The 16000-nt window shown below is 67.1% G+C and carries 10 protein-coding genes; 7 read left to right on the top strand and 3 right to left on the bottom strand.

Going from position 1 to position 16000, the window contains the following annotated elements; genetic code table 11:
- The first annotated feature begins 127 nt into the window (after nucleotides 1-127).
- On the top strand, nucleotides 128-796 hold the full coding sequence (locus tag B9C43_RS02400) for a DJ-1/PfpI family protein (protein ID WP_084424375.1): 669 nt from the start codon (nucleotides 128-130) through the stop codon (nucleotides 794-796).
- A 118-nt stretch (nucleotides 797-914) separates the two neighbouring features.
- Here the strand turns inward: B9C43_RS02400 and B9C43_RS02395 are convergent, their stop codons facing one another.
- Nucleotides 915-1679 (bottom strand): Pvc16 family protein, encoded by a 765-nt coding sequence (locus tag B9C43_RS02395; protein WP_084425541.1) that lies wholly within the window; start codon nucleotides 1677-1679, stop codon nucleotides 915-917.
- On the bottom strand, nucleotides 1663-3615 hold the full coding sequence (locus B9C43_RS02390) for an ATP-binding protein (RefSeq protein WP_235038399.1): 1953 nt from the start codon (nucleotides 3613-3615) through the stop codon (nucleotides 1663-1665). Before B9C43_RS02390 ends, B9C43_RS02395 begins: the two co-directional genes overlap by 17 nt.
- A gap of 136 nt (nucleotides 3616-3751) precedes the next feature.
- Between B9C43_RS02390 and B9C43_RS59555 the strand changes: the two genes are divergently transcribed.
- From B9C43_RS59555 to B9C43_RS02375, 3 genes are read left to right on the top strand one after another with little or no spacing between them, the layout of a single operon-like run.
- Entirely contained in the window at nucleotides 3752-5317 is a 1566-nt protein-coding gene (locus tag B9C43_RS59555; RefSeq protein WP_084424373.1) for an NlpC/P60 family protein, read from the top strand.
- Nucleotides 5317-7152 carry a dynamin family protein gene (locus B9C43_RS02380; protein ID WP_084424372.1) on the top strand — a complete coding sequence of 612 codons (1836 nt, stop codon included), beginning with the start codon at nucleotides 5317-5319 and terminating at the stop codon, nucleotides 7150-7152. Before B9C43_RS59555 ends, B9C43_RS02380 begins: the two co-directional genes overlap by 1 nt.
- Nucleotides 7149-8780, top strand: coding sequence for a dynamin family protein (locus B9C43_RS02375; RefSeq protein ID WP_084424371.1), 1632 nt, complete (start codon nucleotides 7149-7151; stop codon nucleotides 8778-8780). Before B9C43_RS02380 ends, B9C43_RS02375 begins: the two co-directional genes overlap by 4 nt.
- Here B9C43_RS02375 and B9C43_RS02370 read toward each other — a convergent pair.
- Complete coding sequence (locus B9C43_RS02370; protein WP_051894944.1) at nucleotides 8777-11320, bottom strand: Hsp70 family protein; 2544 nt, start codon at nucleotides 11318-11320, stop codon at nucleotides 8777-8779. The genes B9C43_RS02375 and B9C43_RS02370 overlap by 4 nt on opposite strands.
- A gap of 171 nt (nucleotides 11321-11491) precedes the next feature.
- Here B9C43_RS02370 and B9C43_RS02365 point away from each other — a divergent pair, with 171 nt between their 5' ends.
- The 3 genes from B9C43_RS02365 to B9C43_RS02355 are packed head-to-tail and all read left to right on the top strand — an operon-like array spanning nucleotide 11492 to nucleotide 16000.
- Entirely contained in the window at nucleotides 11492-12472 is a 981-nt protein-coding gene (locus B9C43_RS02365; protein WP_084424370.1) for an AAA family ATPase, read from the top strand.
- 1 nt (nucleotide 12473) lies between these two features.
- Nucleotides 12474-13619 (top strand): DUF58 domain-containing protein, encoded by a 1146-nt coding sequence (locus B9C43_RS02360; RefSeq protein WP_084424369.1) that lies wholly within the window; start codon nucleotides 12474-12476, stop codon nucleotides 13617-13619.
- Nucleotides 13616-16000 carry a transglutaminase TgpA family protein gene (locus B9C43_RS02355; protein WP_084424368.1) on the top strand — a complete coding sequence of 795 codons (2385 nt, stop codon included), beginning with the start codon at nucleotides 13616-13618 and terminating at the stop codon, nucleotides 15998-16000. The genes B9C43_RS02360 and B9C43_RS02355 overlap by 4 nt, the downstream gene beginning before the upstream one ends.

The following is a 16000-nucleotide window of genomic DNA, read 5'->3' as shown; positions in this document are numbered from 1 at the left end:
ATCCTTTCAGCACGACTACCGGCGTAAGCAATATTTGCAGACGCCTCGTATCCTACAACATCCGGCTTGGCCGCAACCGTGGCCGACATGTCCGAAAAGGTGCGTTCGTCGGCGATACGGTCAAGGTATGCAGATCGCATTCGTTGTTTACCCAGGAATGACGGCCCTAGACGCGATCGGGCCGTATGAACTCCTGCGCTCGATGCCGGACTCGGAGGTTCGGTTCGTGGCCGCCGCTCCGGGCAAGGTCGTCACGGACAGCGGCGTACTCGCGCTCGGTGCGTCGCACTCGTTCGACGAGACCCCGTCGCCCGACATCGTCCTGGTCCCTGGCGGCTCCAACGGCACAGTCGGCGCGATGAACGATGCCGCGTTGATCTCGTGGCTGCAGGCCGTGCACCCGACGACAACGTGGACGACCTCGGTGTGCTCGGGTGCGTTGATCCTGGCGATGGCGGGTCTGCTGAAGGGCGTTCCGGCCACGACCCACTGGGTCTGCCAGGAAGTACTGGGGTCGATGGGCGCGATCCCCCAGCCGGACAAGCGAATCGTGCACGCAGGCAAGATCGTCACGGCGGCCGGTGTGTCCGCGGGCATCGATCTCGCGTTGTGGCTGATCGGCGAGATCCACGGGGTCAAGCAGGCCGAACAAGCCCAGCTGGAGATCGAGTACGACCCACAGCCGCCGTACGACGCGGGGCACCCGAGCAAGGTCACCCCGGAAATGCTGGCGGAAGTCCGCGGCAAGCTGCTGGCCGACGCTCAGAAACCCACGGTGGCCACAACGTCCTGGTAGCTCACCACGGCGTGTCCACCACTCCGGCACGGTGAAATTCCCCCAGCGGCCAAGCGCCGGGGATCTCACGGTGCCGGAATGTGCGTTTCATGGTGTTGGAAAGGTGGACACGGCGGGGTCAGCGGCGTTTCTTGAACTCGACCGGGCCGGTCGGGGGTACCTCGCCTCGGCTCTTTCCGTTCACCGAAACCTTGTCGCCGACTTCGGCCGGGACGAGGAACTTGCCTTCCTCATCGGTCTCGGCCGCGCCATGCGGTGTGGACACGACAGCTCCTGCGTCTGTCTGGCCCGCGACCCACATCCGCTCCTCGGACACCGAGTCCCCGTTGGAGGTGATGATCGCGAAGCGCTGCACGGGCGGGCCTGCCGGGACGAGCAACGCACTGTCCACTGTGGCCGTCACAGTCATGTCGAGGCCTGGCTTCAGCTGGCCGCCCAACGCCGACCAGAAGTCGGAGTTGTCCCGTTCGCCGCCCGTTGCGATCGAGATCCCCGGTACCGGCGTCACCTTGTCGTACGGCGACTGCAGGTATTCGGCGTCGATCTCGGTGTGCATCAACAAGGCCGTCAACGTCGCGCCAAGCAACGAGTGCTCGTCGCGCATGTCCGACGTCCACGCTGTCACCAGGTAGCGGCAGTCCACTCTGGGCAGTGGTGGACGGCGGTGCGGCCTGCCGTTCTCGTCGTGCACGGTCTCCAGGCCGTACTCGCGCTCGGACACGTTGCGGCGCACGTCCCACAGGTACAGGTTCACCGTCGGCCGGGAGACACGGGCTGACCAGTCCTTGTCCGGTGCGTCGAACGAGATGTCGATCTCACGCTTGGGCAAGGGCACGACCGCGCGCAGGAACTCCTCAAGGGACTCGTCAAGCAGGTTCAGCATGGCCGTCCCCATTCACCAGGTTGAAATAACGGTCGAACTCCGACTCGGTCCGCAGCCGTCCCATCTTCTGGAACTCACGTTTCAGGGCCAGCGCGACACGTTCCATGGTCACCGGCGCGTTCTCGTCCGCGGCCAGGAAGCCTGCGCCGAGCGCGGCGTTGCGGATGATCCCGCCGGTGATCCGGAACTGCTTGGCGAGGAAGTCGAAGTCCAGCTCGGCCACGGGCGCGCTGGCCGGGAAGGCCTGCTGCCAGATCTGTTTGCGCTGCGGCTCGTCCGGCGCCTCGAAGTCGATCGACACCGAGATCCGGCGCAGGAACGCGTCGTCGATGTTGCGCTGCAGGTTCGTGGCCATCACGACCAGGCCGTCGTAGGACTCCAGGCGCTGCAACAGATACGCGACCTCGATGTTGGCGTACCGGTCGTGCGCGTCGCTGACCTCGGAACGCTTGCCGAACAGGGAATCCGCTTCGTCGAAGAACAGTACGAGGTCGCCGGCGGCCGCCGCGCCGAAGATCCGTTCCAGGTTCTTCTCGGTCTCCCCGATGTACTTGCTGACCACCGCCGAGAGGTCCACTTTGTACAGATCGAGGCCGAGTTCACCCGCGACGATCTCGGCTGCCAGCGTCTTTCCCGTGCCGGACGGCCCGGAGAACAAGGCGACCACACCGGTCGACGGCAACGGCGAGAAGCCCCAGTCCTGGTAGACCGTGGTCCGGCGCTTGTACCGCGCGATCAGTTCACGCACCTGAGCGACCTGGTCGGCCGGAAGGACCAGGTCGGACATGGTTCGACGAGGCCGGATCCGGACCGAGAGCCCGTCGAGATGCCCACCCGCGAGCCGCCGGACGCCCGCCGCGACCTGCCCGGGATCACCGGCCGACGCGGCCGTGACGAGTCTCAACTGCTCACGGGACAACGGAAACGACGGATCCGGCCGTACACCAAGCGCTTGCTCCCAGTCGGCGGCCGACGCCAGGCCGGAATCCAGCCGGATCTCCTGCCACGGCCGTCGCGGCAACGCGTCCAGCGCGAGTTCCTTGGGCGAGCTGAGGACCCAGCTCAGATGCTCGGCCCGGTCGATCCAATCGGCCGCGGCCCGGCTCGGCGGTCCGTCCAACTCCAGCACGACCGCGCGGTCACCGACACCGGCTTCCCGCACCACAGCCGCCCATTCGGCCGACGTCGAGGGCGTCGGGCTCACCAGCAAAGCCTTGCCAGGCCAGCGATCGCGCACCGCGGCGAGCCTGCTGTCGCTGTCCGCTCCTGTGACCAGCAACATCGACGGCTCAAGGTCCCCGGAGCCAACGGCTTGCAGCCGCCGCGCACCCGCGGGCAACGCGGAGTCCGCCGAGTCATCGGAAGCGATCGCCCACGTCAAGCGCGGCGCGGGCCAGCACATCCGGGTGGCCCACGGTCCTTCGGTGCCGAGCTCCACGAACTCGGCCCGGCGCAAAGGCGCGTCCGGGGCAACGCACCGAGCGTCCAAGATCCGGCTCAGGCTCGCCACAGTGAGCCGTGGCAACTGCACGTTGTCCTGGAAATACGCGACCAGCCGCATCCGGTGCGGCGACCGCTCCACCGCCAACAAGACAGCAAGCGCTTGGGCGTCACGGGAATCCAGCCGGGCGGTACGCGCCAGGCGGTCGAATGTGGACTGACCAGTGGCCAGTGACTCGTCGAACTGCTTACGGGCCAGCACAAGCTCGGGTTCGAGCTGACGCAGCAAGGCTTCGACCTTCGCCGCGGCGGGGCCGGAGGAACCGGGCAGCTCGGCGAGGATCCGGTCGACCTCTTCGTGTCCAATGTAGAGCCCGGCGAAGTCGTGCGGCAGCAGCCCTTCACCGAGACGGCAGACCAAAGCCTCGCGCTGCAGCAGGGTGTCGGCCATCACCTGCCACGGCGGCGCGGGTCGCGGCCGGCCATCGTCGCGCACTTCACCCCTTCGAGAAACCACAGGACACTTCTCGCGCCTGAAATTAACACCAACTGGTACCAACCTGCGCGAACAGTGCCCTTTTGGGCACACGAAATGCCACCCACCGACCCGGAGAGTCAAACATAATGGCCACATGGCGCGATACTCCGCGGAACAGATCTACGCGTTCGCGCGCGAGGCTGGGTTCTCCCCGGATCGCGCGGCGACGATGACCGCGATCGCCATGGCCGAGTCGGGCGGCAACGACGGCGCCCACAACCCGCATGGGGAGAACAGCAAAGGGCTGTGGCAGATCAACCAGGCCGCACATCCGCATTTCGCCAGCGTCAACCTGTTCGATCCGGTGCAGAACGCCAGGGCGGCGTTCCAGGTCTCCAAAGGCGGCGACGACATCTCGCCGTGGACGACCACGCACAAGGGTTCGGCGGCCAAGTACCTGAAGTACAAGGAGCAGGCCCAAGCCGCCGCCGAGGCGTACGGCGATGGGCCGAACCGGGGAATGTGGACCGGCGTTTCGGGCTACGGCGACCACACGTCCGCCGGTGACGCGCGCGGCGGCGGCCAGGGCGTCGCGCCGACGCAGTCGGCCTCAACGGGCAGCGGAAGCGACAACGTCAACGTCCGGCAGGTCGCGACCACCACGACCGATTCCACCGCGGCCGCCGAACAACAAGCGGGAATCCAGTTCGGCGCCCCACTCGACGACGAAGTCGCGGTGGACGCGAACGGTGTGCAGAGCCTGACCGCGGGTTCCACCGACCCGAACGCCCTGGCCGAGAAACAGGCCGGGCTCCAGTTCGGTGCCCCGCTGGACGAAGACCCGCTGCAGGGCACCGCGCAACAACAGGGCACGACAGCTCAGGCCACGAACCAGACGGTGGGCCAGCAGGCGTTGCCCACGGGCGACGGCACGAAGTTGCAGACGTTCCTCAACTCAGCTGTGGCGCAGACCGGCGACAAGTACGTCTTCGGGCACGAGGTGAGCATGACCGACCGCAACCCGAGCACGTTCGACTGCTCGGAACTGGTCGAGTGGGCCGCGGCCCAGGCAGGTGTGAAGGTGCCGGACGGCTCGTGGATGCAATACCGGCAACTCGCCAACGGCGGCACCACCATGTCGGTCGAGCAGGCACTGAAGACACCGGGCGCGCTGCTGTTCAGCTTCTCCTCCGACCCGATGACCGGCGGCCGGCCGTCGGCCGCGCACGTGGCGATCAGCCTCGGCAACGGCAAGACGATCGAGGCCAAGGGCACGCAGTACGGCGTCGGCTCATGGGAGGCCAACACCAAGCGTTTCCAGTACGCCGGCTACCTGCCGGAGATGGGCGCGGGCATCGGCAACATCCCGCCGCCTCCCCCACCTCCGCCGCCAACGGACACGTTCACATACCGCGTGAACAACGACCCGGCGCCGATGGACCGCAACCCCTCCACGGTGGCGATCAGCCAGGAGATGACCAACGCCGATCCGTCACCCGCGCCGCCTCCTCCCCCGCCACCGCCGCCACCTCCGCCGCAGCCGGTGGACATGGCGCCGCCCGCCCAACCGCCCGCGAACCAGAACGACGACGATCTCGACAACGACAACCAGGTCGACGGCATGCAGTTCGCGCACGACTGGGTTGCCCCGGAGGACCACTCGATGCCTGACCGCCCAGTCGACCTGGATCTCGGTCCTGACCACACACCTGGGCATTGATGACCACCGCGGGACGGAGCGCGGCGGAGACCGCGGAGATGCTGCAACTGATCGACACCGCGATCACCGAGACCCGGACGGCCGGGCGGCCGGACCTGGCCGAGAAGCTGATCAAGTGCCGTCGCCAGCTGACCACGGGTGCCTGGCACGTGCTGGTCGCAGGCGAGTTCAAGAAGGGCAAGAGCGCACTGATCAACGGCTTGCTCGGGGTCCCGGTGTGCGGTGTGGACCCGGTGGCGTTCACCGCCGTGCCGACATCGATCAAGCACGGCGACAAACCCATGGCCTACCTGATGCCGGAAGCCCCGGCGGACGCGGTGCAGCTGCCGCCGCCGATCAAGATCGACATCCGGAAAGCCGCCGAGTACGCGAGAACCGGACTCGCCGACGACGGAACCCGGTTGCGGGCCATCGAAACCACGCTGAAGCGCGAGCTTCTCGCTGACGGTCTCGTGCTCGTCGACACGCCTGGTCTCGGCGGCGGGTTCGCGGCAGCGGCGGCCACAGCGACCATGCGAGCGCTTTCGTTGGCAGACGGCGTGATCGTCGTGACAGACGCGTCACAGGAGCTCACCGCGGCCGAAGTCGACTTCATCAGGCACGCGATCGACGTCTGCCCGAACCTGATCGTGGTGCTCACCAAGACGGACTTCTACCCGCAGTGGCAACGGATTCTCGAGCTCGACCGGCAACACCTGAAGGCAGCGGGGATCCAGGCGGAGATCGTCGCGGTGTCGTCCGTGCTCAGGGAATTGGCTTTGGACACCGGCGATCCGGCGCTGAACGCGGAATGCGGCTTCCCAGTCCTGGTGGAACGCCTGGGTTCGCGGCTGCTCGCCGACCACGCCGCGAAGTCCGTGCTGGCCGCGGCCGGTGTCGTGCGGAACTCGCTGCGCCAGGTCGCGGAAGTGCTGGCAACCGAGCACGCGGCGTTGACCAGACCCGAAGAACGCCAGGCGACCATGCGCAAGGTCGAAGCGAGCGGCGAACGCGCCAAGGCGTTGTCCAGCCCGTCGGCGCGCTGGCTCAACACCATCACCGACCGGTTCGCCGACATCCAGGCGAGCGTGGACGCCGACCTGACGGATCGCTCACGCAGACTGGAGAACGAGGTCACCAAGCGGATCAAGGAAGGCGACCCGACCAAGGAGTGGTCGGAGATCGTGCCGTGGCTGCAGAAACGCACCAACGAGGAGATGACCGACGCGCACACGCTGTTGATCCGGCAGATCAACGAGCTCGCCGACGACATCGCCGCGTTGTTCGACGCGACCGCGGAACAAGTCGACGCGATCGCCAAAGGCACTGACATGTCGGTCGACCTGAAGCTGGAGAACCTGGCGAGCAAGAAGGGCGGCAAGCTCGAAGTCGGCATGCACGCCGCCCGCGGCTGGTCGCTGTCGAGCTCGATCGTGACGACAGTGCTGGTGACCACCTTGGCGCCGAGCCTGCTGATCGTCCTGCCGATCACAGCCGCGCTGGGCTCGGTGTTCGCGTGGCGCGCGGTCCGTAGTTACAAGACCACGAAGGTCGACGCGGCCCGCGCCGAGGCTCTGCGTGCCGCCGCGGTCTACCTGAACCAGGCCAGAGTGGACGCCAACCGGGCGTCGTACGACCTGATCCGGCACAGCCGCGGCAAAATCCGCGACTACTACCTCGACCAGGCACAGGAACTGGTCTCGGCCGCGAAACACGAGCAGGAGGCCGCGATGCGCGCGGTTCAAGCCGACGCGCAGGCGGCAGCGACCCGGGGAGCGGCGGCCAAGGCCGAGCTCGACCGGGTCTCCGCGTTGCTGGCCAGCGCGGAACGGGTGACACAGAAGGGCCGGTCGTGACAGTTTCCCTTGCCGCACGAGTGCGGTCGCTGCTCAACGACGCGGTACAGGCATACCAGGGCCGGCAAGGCGGCCGCGTGCTGACCGACGTGGCCAGGCACCTCGACGGCCCGCTCCGGGTGGCGATCGCGGGCCGGGTGAAGGCCGGTAAGTCCACTTTGCTCAACGCACTCGTCGGTACGCGAATCGCCGCGACCGACGCCGGTGAATGCACCCGGATCGTCACGTGGTACTTCCGTGGCCCTGAGCCACGGGCGACCGCTTTCCCGCACGGGACAAGGCCTCTCGGGCTCGCGATCGACCACGACGGCGGCCGCTACACCCTCGACCTCGGCACGCTCGATGTCGAGGCGGTCGACCGGATCGAGGTGTCGCTGCCGAGCGACTGGCTCGGCCAGATGACCCTTGTGGACACTCCAGGTATGGGGTCGCTGACCGAGTCGGCGGGCCGTCGTACGCAGGACTTCCTCGGCGAGACGGCCAGTGTGGACGCTGTGCTGTATTTGATGCGGCACTTGCACTCCACGGACATCGACTTCCTCGACGCCTTCAACGACAGCGATACCGCCGACAGCAGTCCGGTCAATGCCGTCGGTGTGCTGTCCCGTGCCGATGAGGTCGGTGGCGGCGATGAGGACGCGATCACGCACGCGGGCAAGGTGGCCGCCGGGTATCGGGCTGACTCCCGGATCCGGAGTCTCGTGCACACCGTGCTGCCTGTGGCAGGCCTGCTCGCCGAGACCGCTGCGACGATGAGTGCCGAGGATTTCGCTGACTTGAAGGCGATCGCGTCGGTAAGTGATGGCGCGACCATGCCGCTGTTGTTGTCCGCCGGACGGTTCGTGTCGCCAACGCGCGCGGTGGACGTGACAGAGGAGTCGCGCAAACGACTGCTCGGGATGCTTGGGTTGTATGGGCTAAGGCTCAGCTTGGACTTCTTGCGGGCCGGGAATGCGGACCAGACTCAGCTGTGCACGATGCTGCGGGAACGTAGTGGTCTCAACGAGCTTCGGCGTCTGCTGCTGACCCAGTTCGCTCAGCGGCGGGATGTGCTGAAGGCCGATGGTGCCCTGCGCGCGATCGAGTCCGTGACCAGGAACGATCCGATTCCCGCGGCTCCACGGCTGCGTCAGGCTGTTGAGCGTTTGCGTGTGGGGGCTCATGAGTTGACGGAGCTGCGGCTGCTGACCGAGTTGCGGACCGGGTCTGTGCAGGCTCCTGCGGAGCAGGTTGCTGTGATGGAAAGGCTTCTCGGCGGGCAGGGTGCTTCGGTTGCCGACCGGCTGAACCTGCGCCCGGATGCTCCTTTTGAGACTGTTCAGGCGGCTATCAGCGGGATGCACGGGCATTGGCGCCGGGTTGCGCAGAATCCGTTGATCGACCCCAGTTTCACGCGGGCGGCACAGGTTTTGCAGCGGACTTGTGAAGGGCTGGCGGCTGCCGTCCGGGCGACGCCGCAGCGTCCGGTCCAGGGACCTCCGCCCGGCCAGCGGTCGATGCCACCTACGCCGCCGCGCCGCCCAGGGCCAGTACCTGTCGACAAAACGGAGAATATCCGCAAACCACCGCCCGCCGAGGACAAAACGACCGCCTTCCAGCGGCCGACGAACCACATGCCCCCAGGCTAGCTGCTGCCGCGAGGGCCGAAGGTGCCGAGCCACATGGCTGCGTCGGTCGCGTTCTCCGTGCCTGACTGTCCAAGGCCGACGATCACGGCCTGGTTGCCCTCCACTGGAAACATCCCGTTGAGGAACACCACGCGCGGAGAACCCTGTGCGCTGCCGACGTTCCAGCGTTCCCACTTCTGGTCCTTGGTCAGCGTCCAGCAGCTCGCGGGCGGCGGCTGCCCCGACCCGACGGACCCACACACCATCATGGTCCCGTCAGTCAGCCGGGCAACGCCACGAAGCGCCGGTGCGCCTTCCGGAAGGTACGGCGACAACTCCCACTTGACGCCGTCCTTCGAGGTCCAAATACCCGGACCACGCTTGGCACCTTGCAACACGGTCCCCACCGCCATGTAGGAACCGTCGGCAGTCTTGGTCACCTTCTCGACATCCTGCGGCCCGGTGCCGGAAAGGCCGGTCGTGGCAACAAGATTCCACGTGTTCCCGTCGGTCGACATGTACACCGCGGCATCACCGTCGTTGCGGTCGTTGCGGTCGTCACGCCCGATGGCCAGCAACGAGTTGTCTCGCCCGGCGGTCACCGCGGTGAGTTCTTTGAAGCCCGAGTTCGGGTTGAAATCCCCTTGCTGCGGCAGCAGATCCCACTTCGACCCGTCCGGTGAGGTCCACACCGCGGCACGCTTCTTCTGCCCTGTCCCGCTCCAGCCGACCGCCACCAAAGTGGACCCGATCGGCGTGACGTCGAGCATCAGGCCTTGGCCGTCCTCGCCGACCGGGACCGGGACGAAGTCCTCTCTGCCGCCCTTGCTCAGCCACGCCCGCGGTTGGCGGTTCTGGGAGAAGCCGACGGCGACCACATCGCCGTTCTGGCGGCCGGTGACGGCTCGCATCTCGTCGGTGCCGTTCGGCGGAATCACCAACGGCTGGCCGGTCAGCGTGATCTTGCCGACCGCGGGCAACCCGACGACGCCCTCCGGCTGGTTCTGCTGGTTCTGTTGTGGCCCGAGCTCGTTGGAGCCCTGGTTCATCACGAAGATGATCAATCCGGCCACCACAGCGGCAATCACCAGCACGACCGCCAGCGCGATCAGACGGCCACGTCCCTTGCCCTTGGCATCACGCGTGCGCACCTCGGCGAACTGGTCACCGGTCCGCGGCGGAGGCGTCATGGTCACCGGTTCAAGCGGCTGCATCTGCTTCAACACGGTCCGGATGTCCGTGACGCCGGTCAGGCCCGAGCGGGCAAGGTCGACCTTCTCGCTGACGGCTGGTGCAGGCTGGCCAGGCGGCGTGATCGTGCCCATGCTTCGCTGCCCAGGACCGGGCGGGGCGGGGAACGCGGGCTGGGAGCGTTGACCCGGCTGATACGCAGGTGGCGGCGCCATGGGCCGTGATCCCGCAGGGTTGTACAGCGGGTGAGGCGGAGGCGCGGCCGGCCGTGCGGGAGGCGCGAAACCGCCTGAAGACCGAATGCCCGCGGCGCGCGGAGCCGCGGCGATCGCCGCACCCAGGCTGACGGTGTACTTCGGGTGCGCGTCCAGCGCGACCCGGATGCCCAGCTCGTCCGACAACAGCTTGCGTACCAGGGGAATCCGGCTCGACCCACCGACGAGCAGGACACCGTGCAGCTTCGCCGGATCCACCCCGGCCCGCCTGACGACCTGGCCGAACACGCCGACCGTGCCGAGCACCCGCTGCTTGATCAGGTCCTCGAACTCCGCCCGGGTGACCAGCACCTGACGGCTCACGCCCGGCAGGACGACCGGAACGACGACCTCGACGTCGGCCGACAGTGCCTCTTTGGCCTCCACGACCGAGCTGAAAAGCTGCGCCATCGCGCTGGAGACCACCGGGTCGGTGAAGTCCAGCTGCGCGACGTCCACCCCCGCATGCGCTCCGATGTGCCGGAACAGCGCGTGGTCGAAGTCGATGCCACCGATCGAGTCGTCGCCGCCAGCCTCTCCGTAGATCTCCACGCCGGTCGCGGTCTTGCGGACCACGCTCGCGTCGAACGTTCCGCCACCGAAGTCGTAGATGCCGATCAGCGATCCCGGCTCGATCCGCTCCTGTGCGGCGTACCACGTGGCCGCCGCGACCGGTTCTGGCAACAGCCCGACCTCGCGCAGACCCGCTTGCATCGCTGACTGGACAAGGAGGTTCTTGCGGAACTCACCCCATGCCGCCGGATGGGTCAGCACCACGTGGTTCGGCTGCCCGCCCTGCAGTTCCGCCACCCGGGCCAGTGACCACTTCAGCACCTCGCCGGTCAGCTGCTGCGCGGTGAAACCCCGGCCGCCGACCAGGATCGGAACGTCGTCGCCCATCCGCCGTTTGAACTCACGGGCCTGCTTGTCCGGATCGGTGATGCCACGCCGAACGGCGGCCTCACCGACCAGGAAGCTGCCTTCGTCGCGCAGGAACAGCACAGACGGCACGGCGTTGGCGCGGTTTCCAAGCGGCACGGTCTGCACCCGGCCTTCTCGCCACAACGCCGCCGCGGTGTATGTGGTCCCGATATCGACACCCAGCGGATAGGTCACCCGGCAAACAGTAGTGGTCACACTGTCACGTTCGGCGCCGATCCCCGTGCCGGGTCACTTCTCGTCACAGCCGTGCGCCCGTATCGCCGCCCTTTCGGGCAGGCCACGGCGGTCCAATCGGAATAGTGTTTTCCAGACAGGTTCAGGGAGAAGACTGGCTGGGGGCGTTCGATGACCTATGGAACTCAGCTCGCCGAGCGCGTCGGCTGGGTCCAGCGGCGCTGCAACGATCTGGTCCGCAACGTCGAGCACTTCATCCACGGCAAGACCAACGTGATCTGGAACGCCGTTGTCGGTCTGCTCGCCGAGGGGCACCTGCTGATCGAGGACGTGCCCGGGGTCGCGAAGACGTCGCTGGCCAAGGCGATCGCGCACTCCGTCGGCGGATCGATGCGCCGGATCCAGTTCACCCCCGACCTGTTGCCTTCCGATGTGGTCGGTGTGCAGATCTACGACACGCACAAGGGCCAGTTCCAGTTCAAGGAAGGCCCGGTCTTCGGCAACATCCTGCTCGCCGACGAGATCAACCGCGCCTCACCGAAGACGCAGTCGGCGCTGCTGGAGGCGATGGCCGAGCGCCAGGTCACTGTGGACGGTGTGACGTATCCGCTGCCGCGGCCCAACTTCGTGATCGCCACCCAGAACCCGGTCGACCAACAGGGCACGTATTCGTTGCCGGAAGCCCAATTGGACCGGTTCATGATGCTGCTGCGGATCGGTTACCCGACACCGGAGCACGAGGTCCGGATCGTCGGCGACGCGATCGCCCGCAGGCTGCCCGAACAGCTGCAGCCGGTCTGCACGGTCGAGGACTTGCAGCAGATGATCGAAGTGGTGCGCGGGATCTACGTCGCACCGGCGCTGCAGGCGTTCATCGTCACCATCACCAACGCCACCAGAACCATTCCACAGCTCAAACTCGGCGCAAGCCCTCGTGCCAGCAACGCTCTGGCAACCGCCTCGCAGGCACGGGCGGCCGTCGACGGACGCGCGTTCGTCACCGCGGACGACGTGAAGCAGATGGCCAAGCCTGTGCTGGCGCACCGGCTGGTGCTCACGCCCGAGGCCGCCGTGCAGGAGTTCAAGCCGGAAGGGATCGTGGACCGCATTCTCGCCGCTGTCCCGGTGCCGCAGGCTCCCGTCGGGGCGTGACATGCCTACGAAGTCCGGTGTGGCGATGGCCGTCTCGGCGGTCGTGTTGCTCGCTCTCGGCTGGCTCGCTGACTACCCGGAACTGATCGCGCTCGGCTTCGCAGCGCTGGCGACGTTGGCCGTCGCCGGAGCGTGGATGGCGTTGCGCCCAGACCTTTCCGCTGTTCGTGAGGTCCGCCCGCAGCGGGTCTCGGAAGGCGAGAAGGCGATGGGCGTGATCACGCTGACCAACGAGTCCAAGCGCCGCAGCCCGCCCATCCTGGCGTCCGAGCAGATGGCCAACCGGCAGGTCCAGGTGCCGATCCCGAGCCTGGCCGGCGGCAGCGACCACACCACGACGTACTACCTGCCGACCAACCGGCGCGGGATCTACCAGGTCGGCCCGATGTCGATCGGGCACACGGATCCGTTGCGGCTGATGCGGGTCGGCACTGTTTTTTCAGCGTTCTCAACGTTATATGTGCATCCGCGGCTGCTGAACGTCGAACCGGTGCCGACCGGGCAGACCAGGGACATGGACGGGCCGACGTCCAGCTACTCGCCGCAGGGCGGTGTGGCGTTCCACAGCCTGCGTGAATACGTACCCGGTGACGACTGGCGGCTGATCCACTGGAAGTCGACCGCACGTACCGGCCAGATGATGGTGCGGCACAACGTCGTTCCCAATCAGCCGCGGCTGATGGTCGTGCTGGACACCAACTCTCTCGGTTACTCCGAGGAGAGTTTCGAGGCCGCGGTCAGTGCGGCGGCTTCATTGGCGATGGCGGCGATCCGTGGTGGTTTCCCGCTCGAACTGCGTACGACCAGCGGTGGAGTCGCCGCCAGCGACAAGGCTTACGACGGTGCCGTGGCTGCGCTGGATCTTCTGGCCGCGGCAAAGGCAACCCGTGAAGATCCCGGCCTGGCGGCCTTGCCGAGCATGGTCGCGGCGGACGACAGCGTGGCGTTGGGCGTGGTGACGGGAACGCCCGATCCGCGGACGTTGGGCGTGCTGCCGACGGTCCGCAGGCATTTCCTGATGGCGAGCCTGATCCAGTTCGCCAGCCGGTTCAACGCTCCGCCGACGCCGTTGAACGGGGTCGTGTCGTTGACCGTGCGCACTGCCGACGAGTTCGCCGACGCCTGGAACAAGCTGGTGCGAACATGACCGCCATTCGCCCGCAATCGCCGCCCGCCGGCCCACGCAGCGCGGGCGGCGACGTCACGCACACCGTCAGCGTCACGCAGTCGGCCCTGCTCAACCCGGATCCGCCGGCCAAGAAGGCGAAGCGCGCCCGGCAGCACATCCCGCAAACCCAGCCACGGCTGAAGATGGGCTTGCCCGCGTACTCGCAGCTGGTGCTCATCGGGGTCGCGATGGGCGTTTCCAGCTTGGTGTACTTGCGGTTCTTCAGCGGCCTGGGCTTCCTGATCTCGACCCTCACCGCGGCCGCTGTCGGTGTGCTGATCGGGGCCGTCGCGGCGATCCGCCGCTGGTCGCTGCTGGTCACGGCCGGTGTCGGCGTACTCGCGTTCCTGCTCGTCGCGATCTTCGCGGTGTTCCGCGGCACGCTCAACCGGGGCATTCCGACCGGCACCACGCTGCAGTCCCTGGGCACCAGCGTCATCTCCGGCTGGGTGAAGATGTTGTCGGTCAACCTGCCCGCCGATCCGAGTGGCGAACTGGAGTTCACGCCCGCGCTGATCTGCTTCCTCGGTGGGATCGTGGCGGCGTCGCTCGTGCTGCGGACCAAGTACTTGCTCGCCCCAGTTCTGGCGCCGGTGCTGGCTTTCATGATCGCGCTGCCGATCACCGCACCGCGTTCGGTCGGCGGCATGATCCCGGTCGGCGTGTTGCTGGCGGTCGTGCTGCTGGTGACGTTGATCCGCGCCGGGACGTCCGATCCGATGGCGCGCACGATCAACGCGAAGGCAGTCTGGGGCCGGTTCCTCTTCGGTCTGCCCGTGGTAGTCGTCGCGATCGCCGCCGGGCTGGCCGGAATGCAGTTCGTGCCGCTCGCCGACGGCGACAACCGGTTCGATCTGCGGGACGTGGTCGAGCCGCCGCTGAACATCGACGACCTGATCAACCCGTTGGCCACACTCAAAACCCAGTTACGCAAGCCCGACGCGGACATGTTCACCGTCAAGCTCAGCGGTGACACCGAGGGCATCGACCGGATCAGGACCGTCGCACTGGACACGTTCGACGGCGCGATGTGGAGCTCACAGGACCAGTTCCTGCTCGCCGGAAGCACGCTGCCGCAGGACGAATCGCTGGTCAACCCGCGCAGGGTGACGCTCAACGTCCAGGTCAACGGCCTGCAAGGGCAGTACCTGCCGCAGATCGGGGCACCCGTGTCGGTCAAAGGCGCGCCGCGGGTCGGCTACAGCAAGGACTCCGGCATTCTGGCGACCGACCAGCTGCCGAATGGCTGGAACTACGAGCTGGTCACCGAGGTCGGCCGGAAAACCGGGCTGGACAAGAGCGTGCCGTACTCGGTCTCCAACCGGTACACCCAGTTGCCACGGGACGATCCACGGATGCCGGACGTCATTCTGGCCAAAGGCACTGAGCTGGCGGCGAACGTGTCGGAGCCGTACGCCAAGCTGATGGCGATCCAGAAGTACATGCAGGGCTTCCCGTACAGCCTGGACACCCGCCCCGGACACTCCTACGACGCGATCAGCCGGTTGTTCGGGCCCAACATCAACGAGCAGGTCGGGTACGCCGAGCAGTTCGCGTCGGCGTTCGCCGTGCTTGCCCGTACGCAAGGATTTCCGACCAGGGTCGCAGTCGGATACCTGCTCAACAAGGACCGCAGGAAGGGCGACACCTACGAGGTCAAGTCCGGTGACGCGCACGCGTGGGCGGAGGTGAACCTGGCAGGATACGGCTGGGTCGCGTTCGAGCCGACCGACCCGAAACGCCATCCCGCCAACGCTCCGAAACCCAAGGACACCGAGACCCCCGCGGACGAGAACCGGCCGGAGGAGAACTCCACCGCGTCGCAGCCCGCCGAGGACCCGAACCTGCCAAGGCTCGGTGAAGGCGCGCTGACCGTGCTCGACTGGGCCTTGTTCGTCCTCATCGGACTCGGTGCGCTGGCTGTCCTCACGCCGATCGCGATCGCCATCGAGAAGTTCCGGCGACGGCGACAACGGCGTTCTGGTAGCCGTGCGGCCAGAATCATCGGTGCGTGGCAACAAGCGACAGACCGGTTGATCGAACACGGTGTTCCGGTAACAGCGTCGGCCACCGCGCAGGAAGTCAGCGAGCAGGCGCGTGAGAAGATCGGCGAATCGGGTACCGGATCGCTTGCGGTGCTTGCCCCGATCGTCACCAAGGCGGTGTTCGAACCGGCGGAGCCGGACGAGAACATCGTCGAGGAAGCCTGGCAGCTGGAAAGTCAGCTCCGCAGGGAATTGCGCAAGGCCCGTAGTCCACTGTTGACGGTCCGCGCCTGGCTCGACCCGCGGCCGCTGTACGCCCGATGGCGCGACGAGCGGCGGCGCAGGCGCGCGATGGACAAGCTGACCAGAGGATGA

Origin of the sequence: Kibdelosporangium aridum (genome assembly GCF_900176515.1) — a bacterium.
Taxonomy (GTDB): domain Bacteria; phylum Actinomycetota; class Actinomycetes; order Mycobacteriales; family Pseudonocardiaceae; genus Kibdelosporangium; species Kibdelosporangium aridum.
The sequence above is the reverse complement of the archived record's forward strand: the minus strand, read 5'-3'. Positions and strand labels throughout refer to the sequence as shown.

Bases quoted from the DNA above. Each gene is read 5' to 3' on its own strand.
- B9C43_RS02400 (WP_084424375.1), top strand. From the start codon at position 128: ATGCAGATCGCATTCGTTGTTTACCCAGGAATGACGGCCCTAGACGCG.
- B9C43_RS02395 (WP_084425541.1), bottom strand. From the start codon at position 1,679: ATGCTGAACCTGCTTGACGAGTCCCTTGAGGAGTTCCTGCGCGCGGTC.
- B9C43_RS59555 (WP_084424373.1), top strand. From the start codon at position 3,752: ATGGCGCGATACTCCGCGGAACAGATCTACGCGTTCGCGCGCGAGGCT.
- B9C43_RS02380 (WP_084424372.1), top strand. From the start codon at position 5,317: ATGACCACCGCGGGACGGAGCGCGGCGGAGACCGCGGAGATGCTGCAA.
- B9C43_RS02365 (WP_084424370.1), top strand. From the start codon at position 11,492: ATGACCTATGGAACTCAGCTCGCCGAGCGCGTCGGCTGGGTCCAGCGG.
- B9C43_RS02360 (WP_084424369.1), top strand. From the start codon at position 12,474: ATGCCTACGAAGTCCGGTGTGGCGATGGCCGTCTCGGCGGTCGTGTTG.
- B9C43_RS02355 (WP_084424368.1), top strand. From the start codon at position 13,616: ATGACCGCCATTCGCCCGCAATCGCCGCCCGCCGGCCCACGCAGCGCG.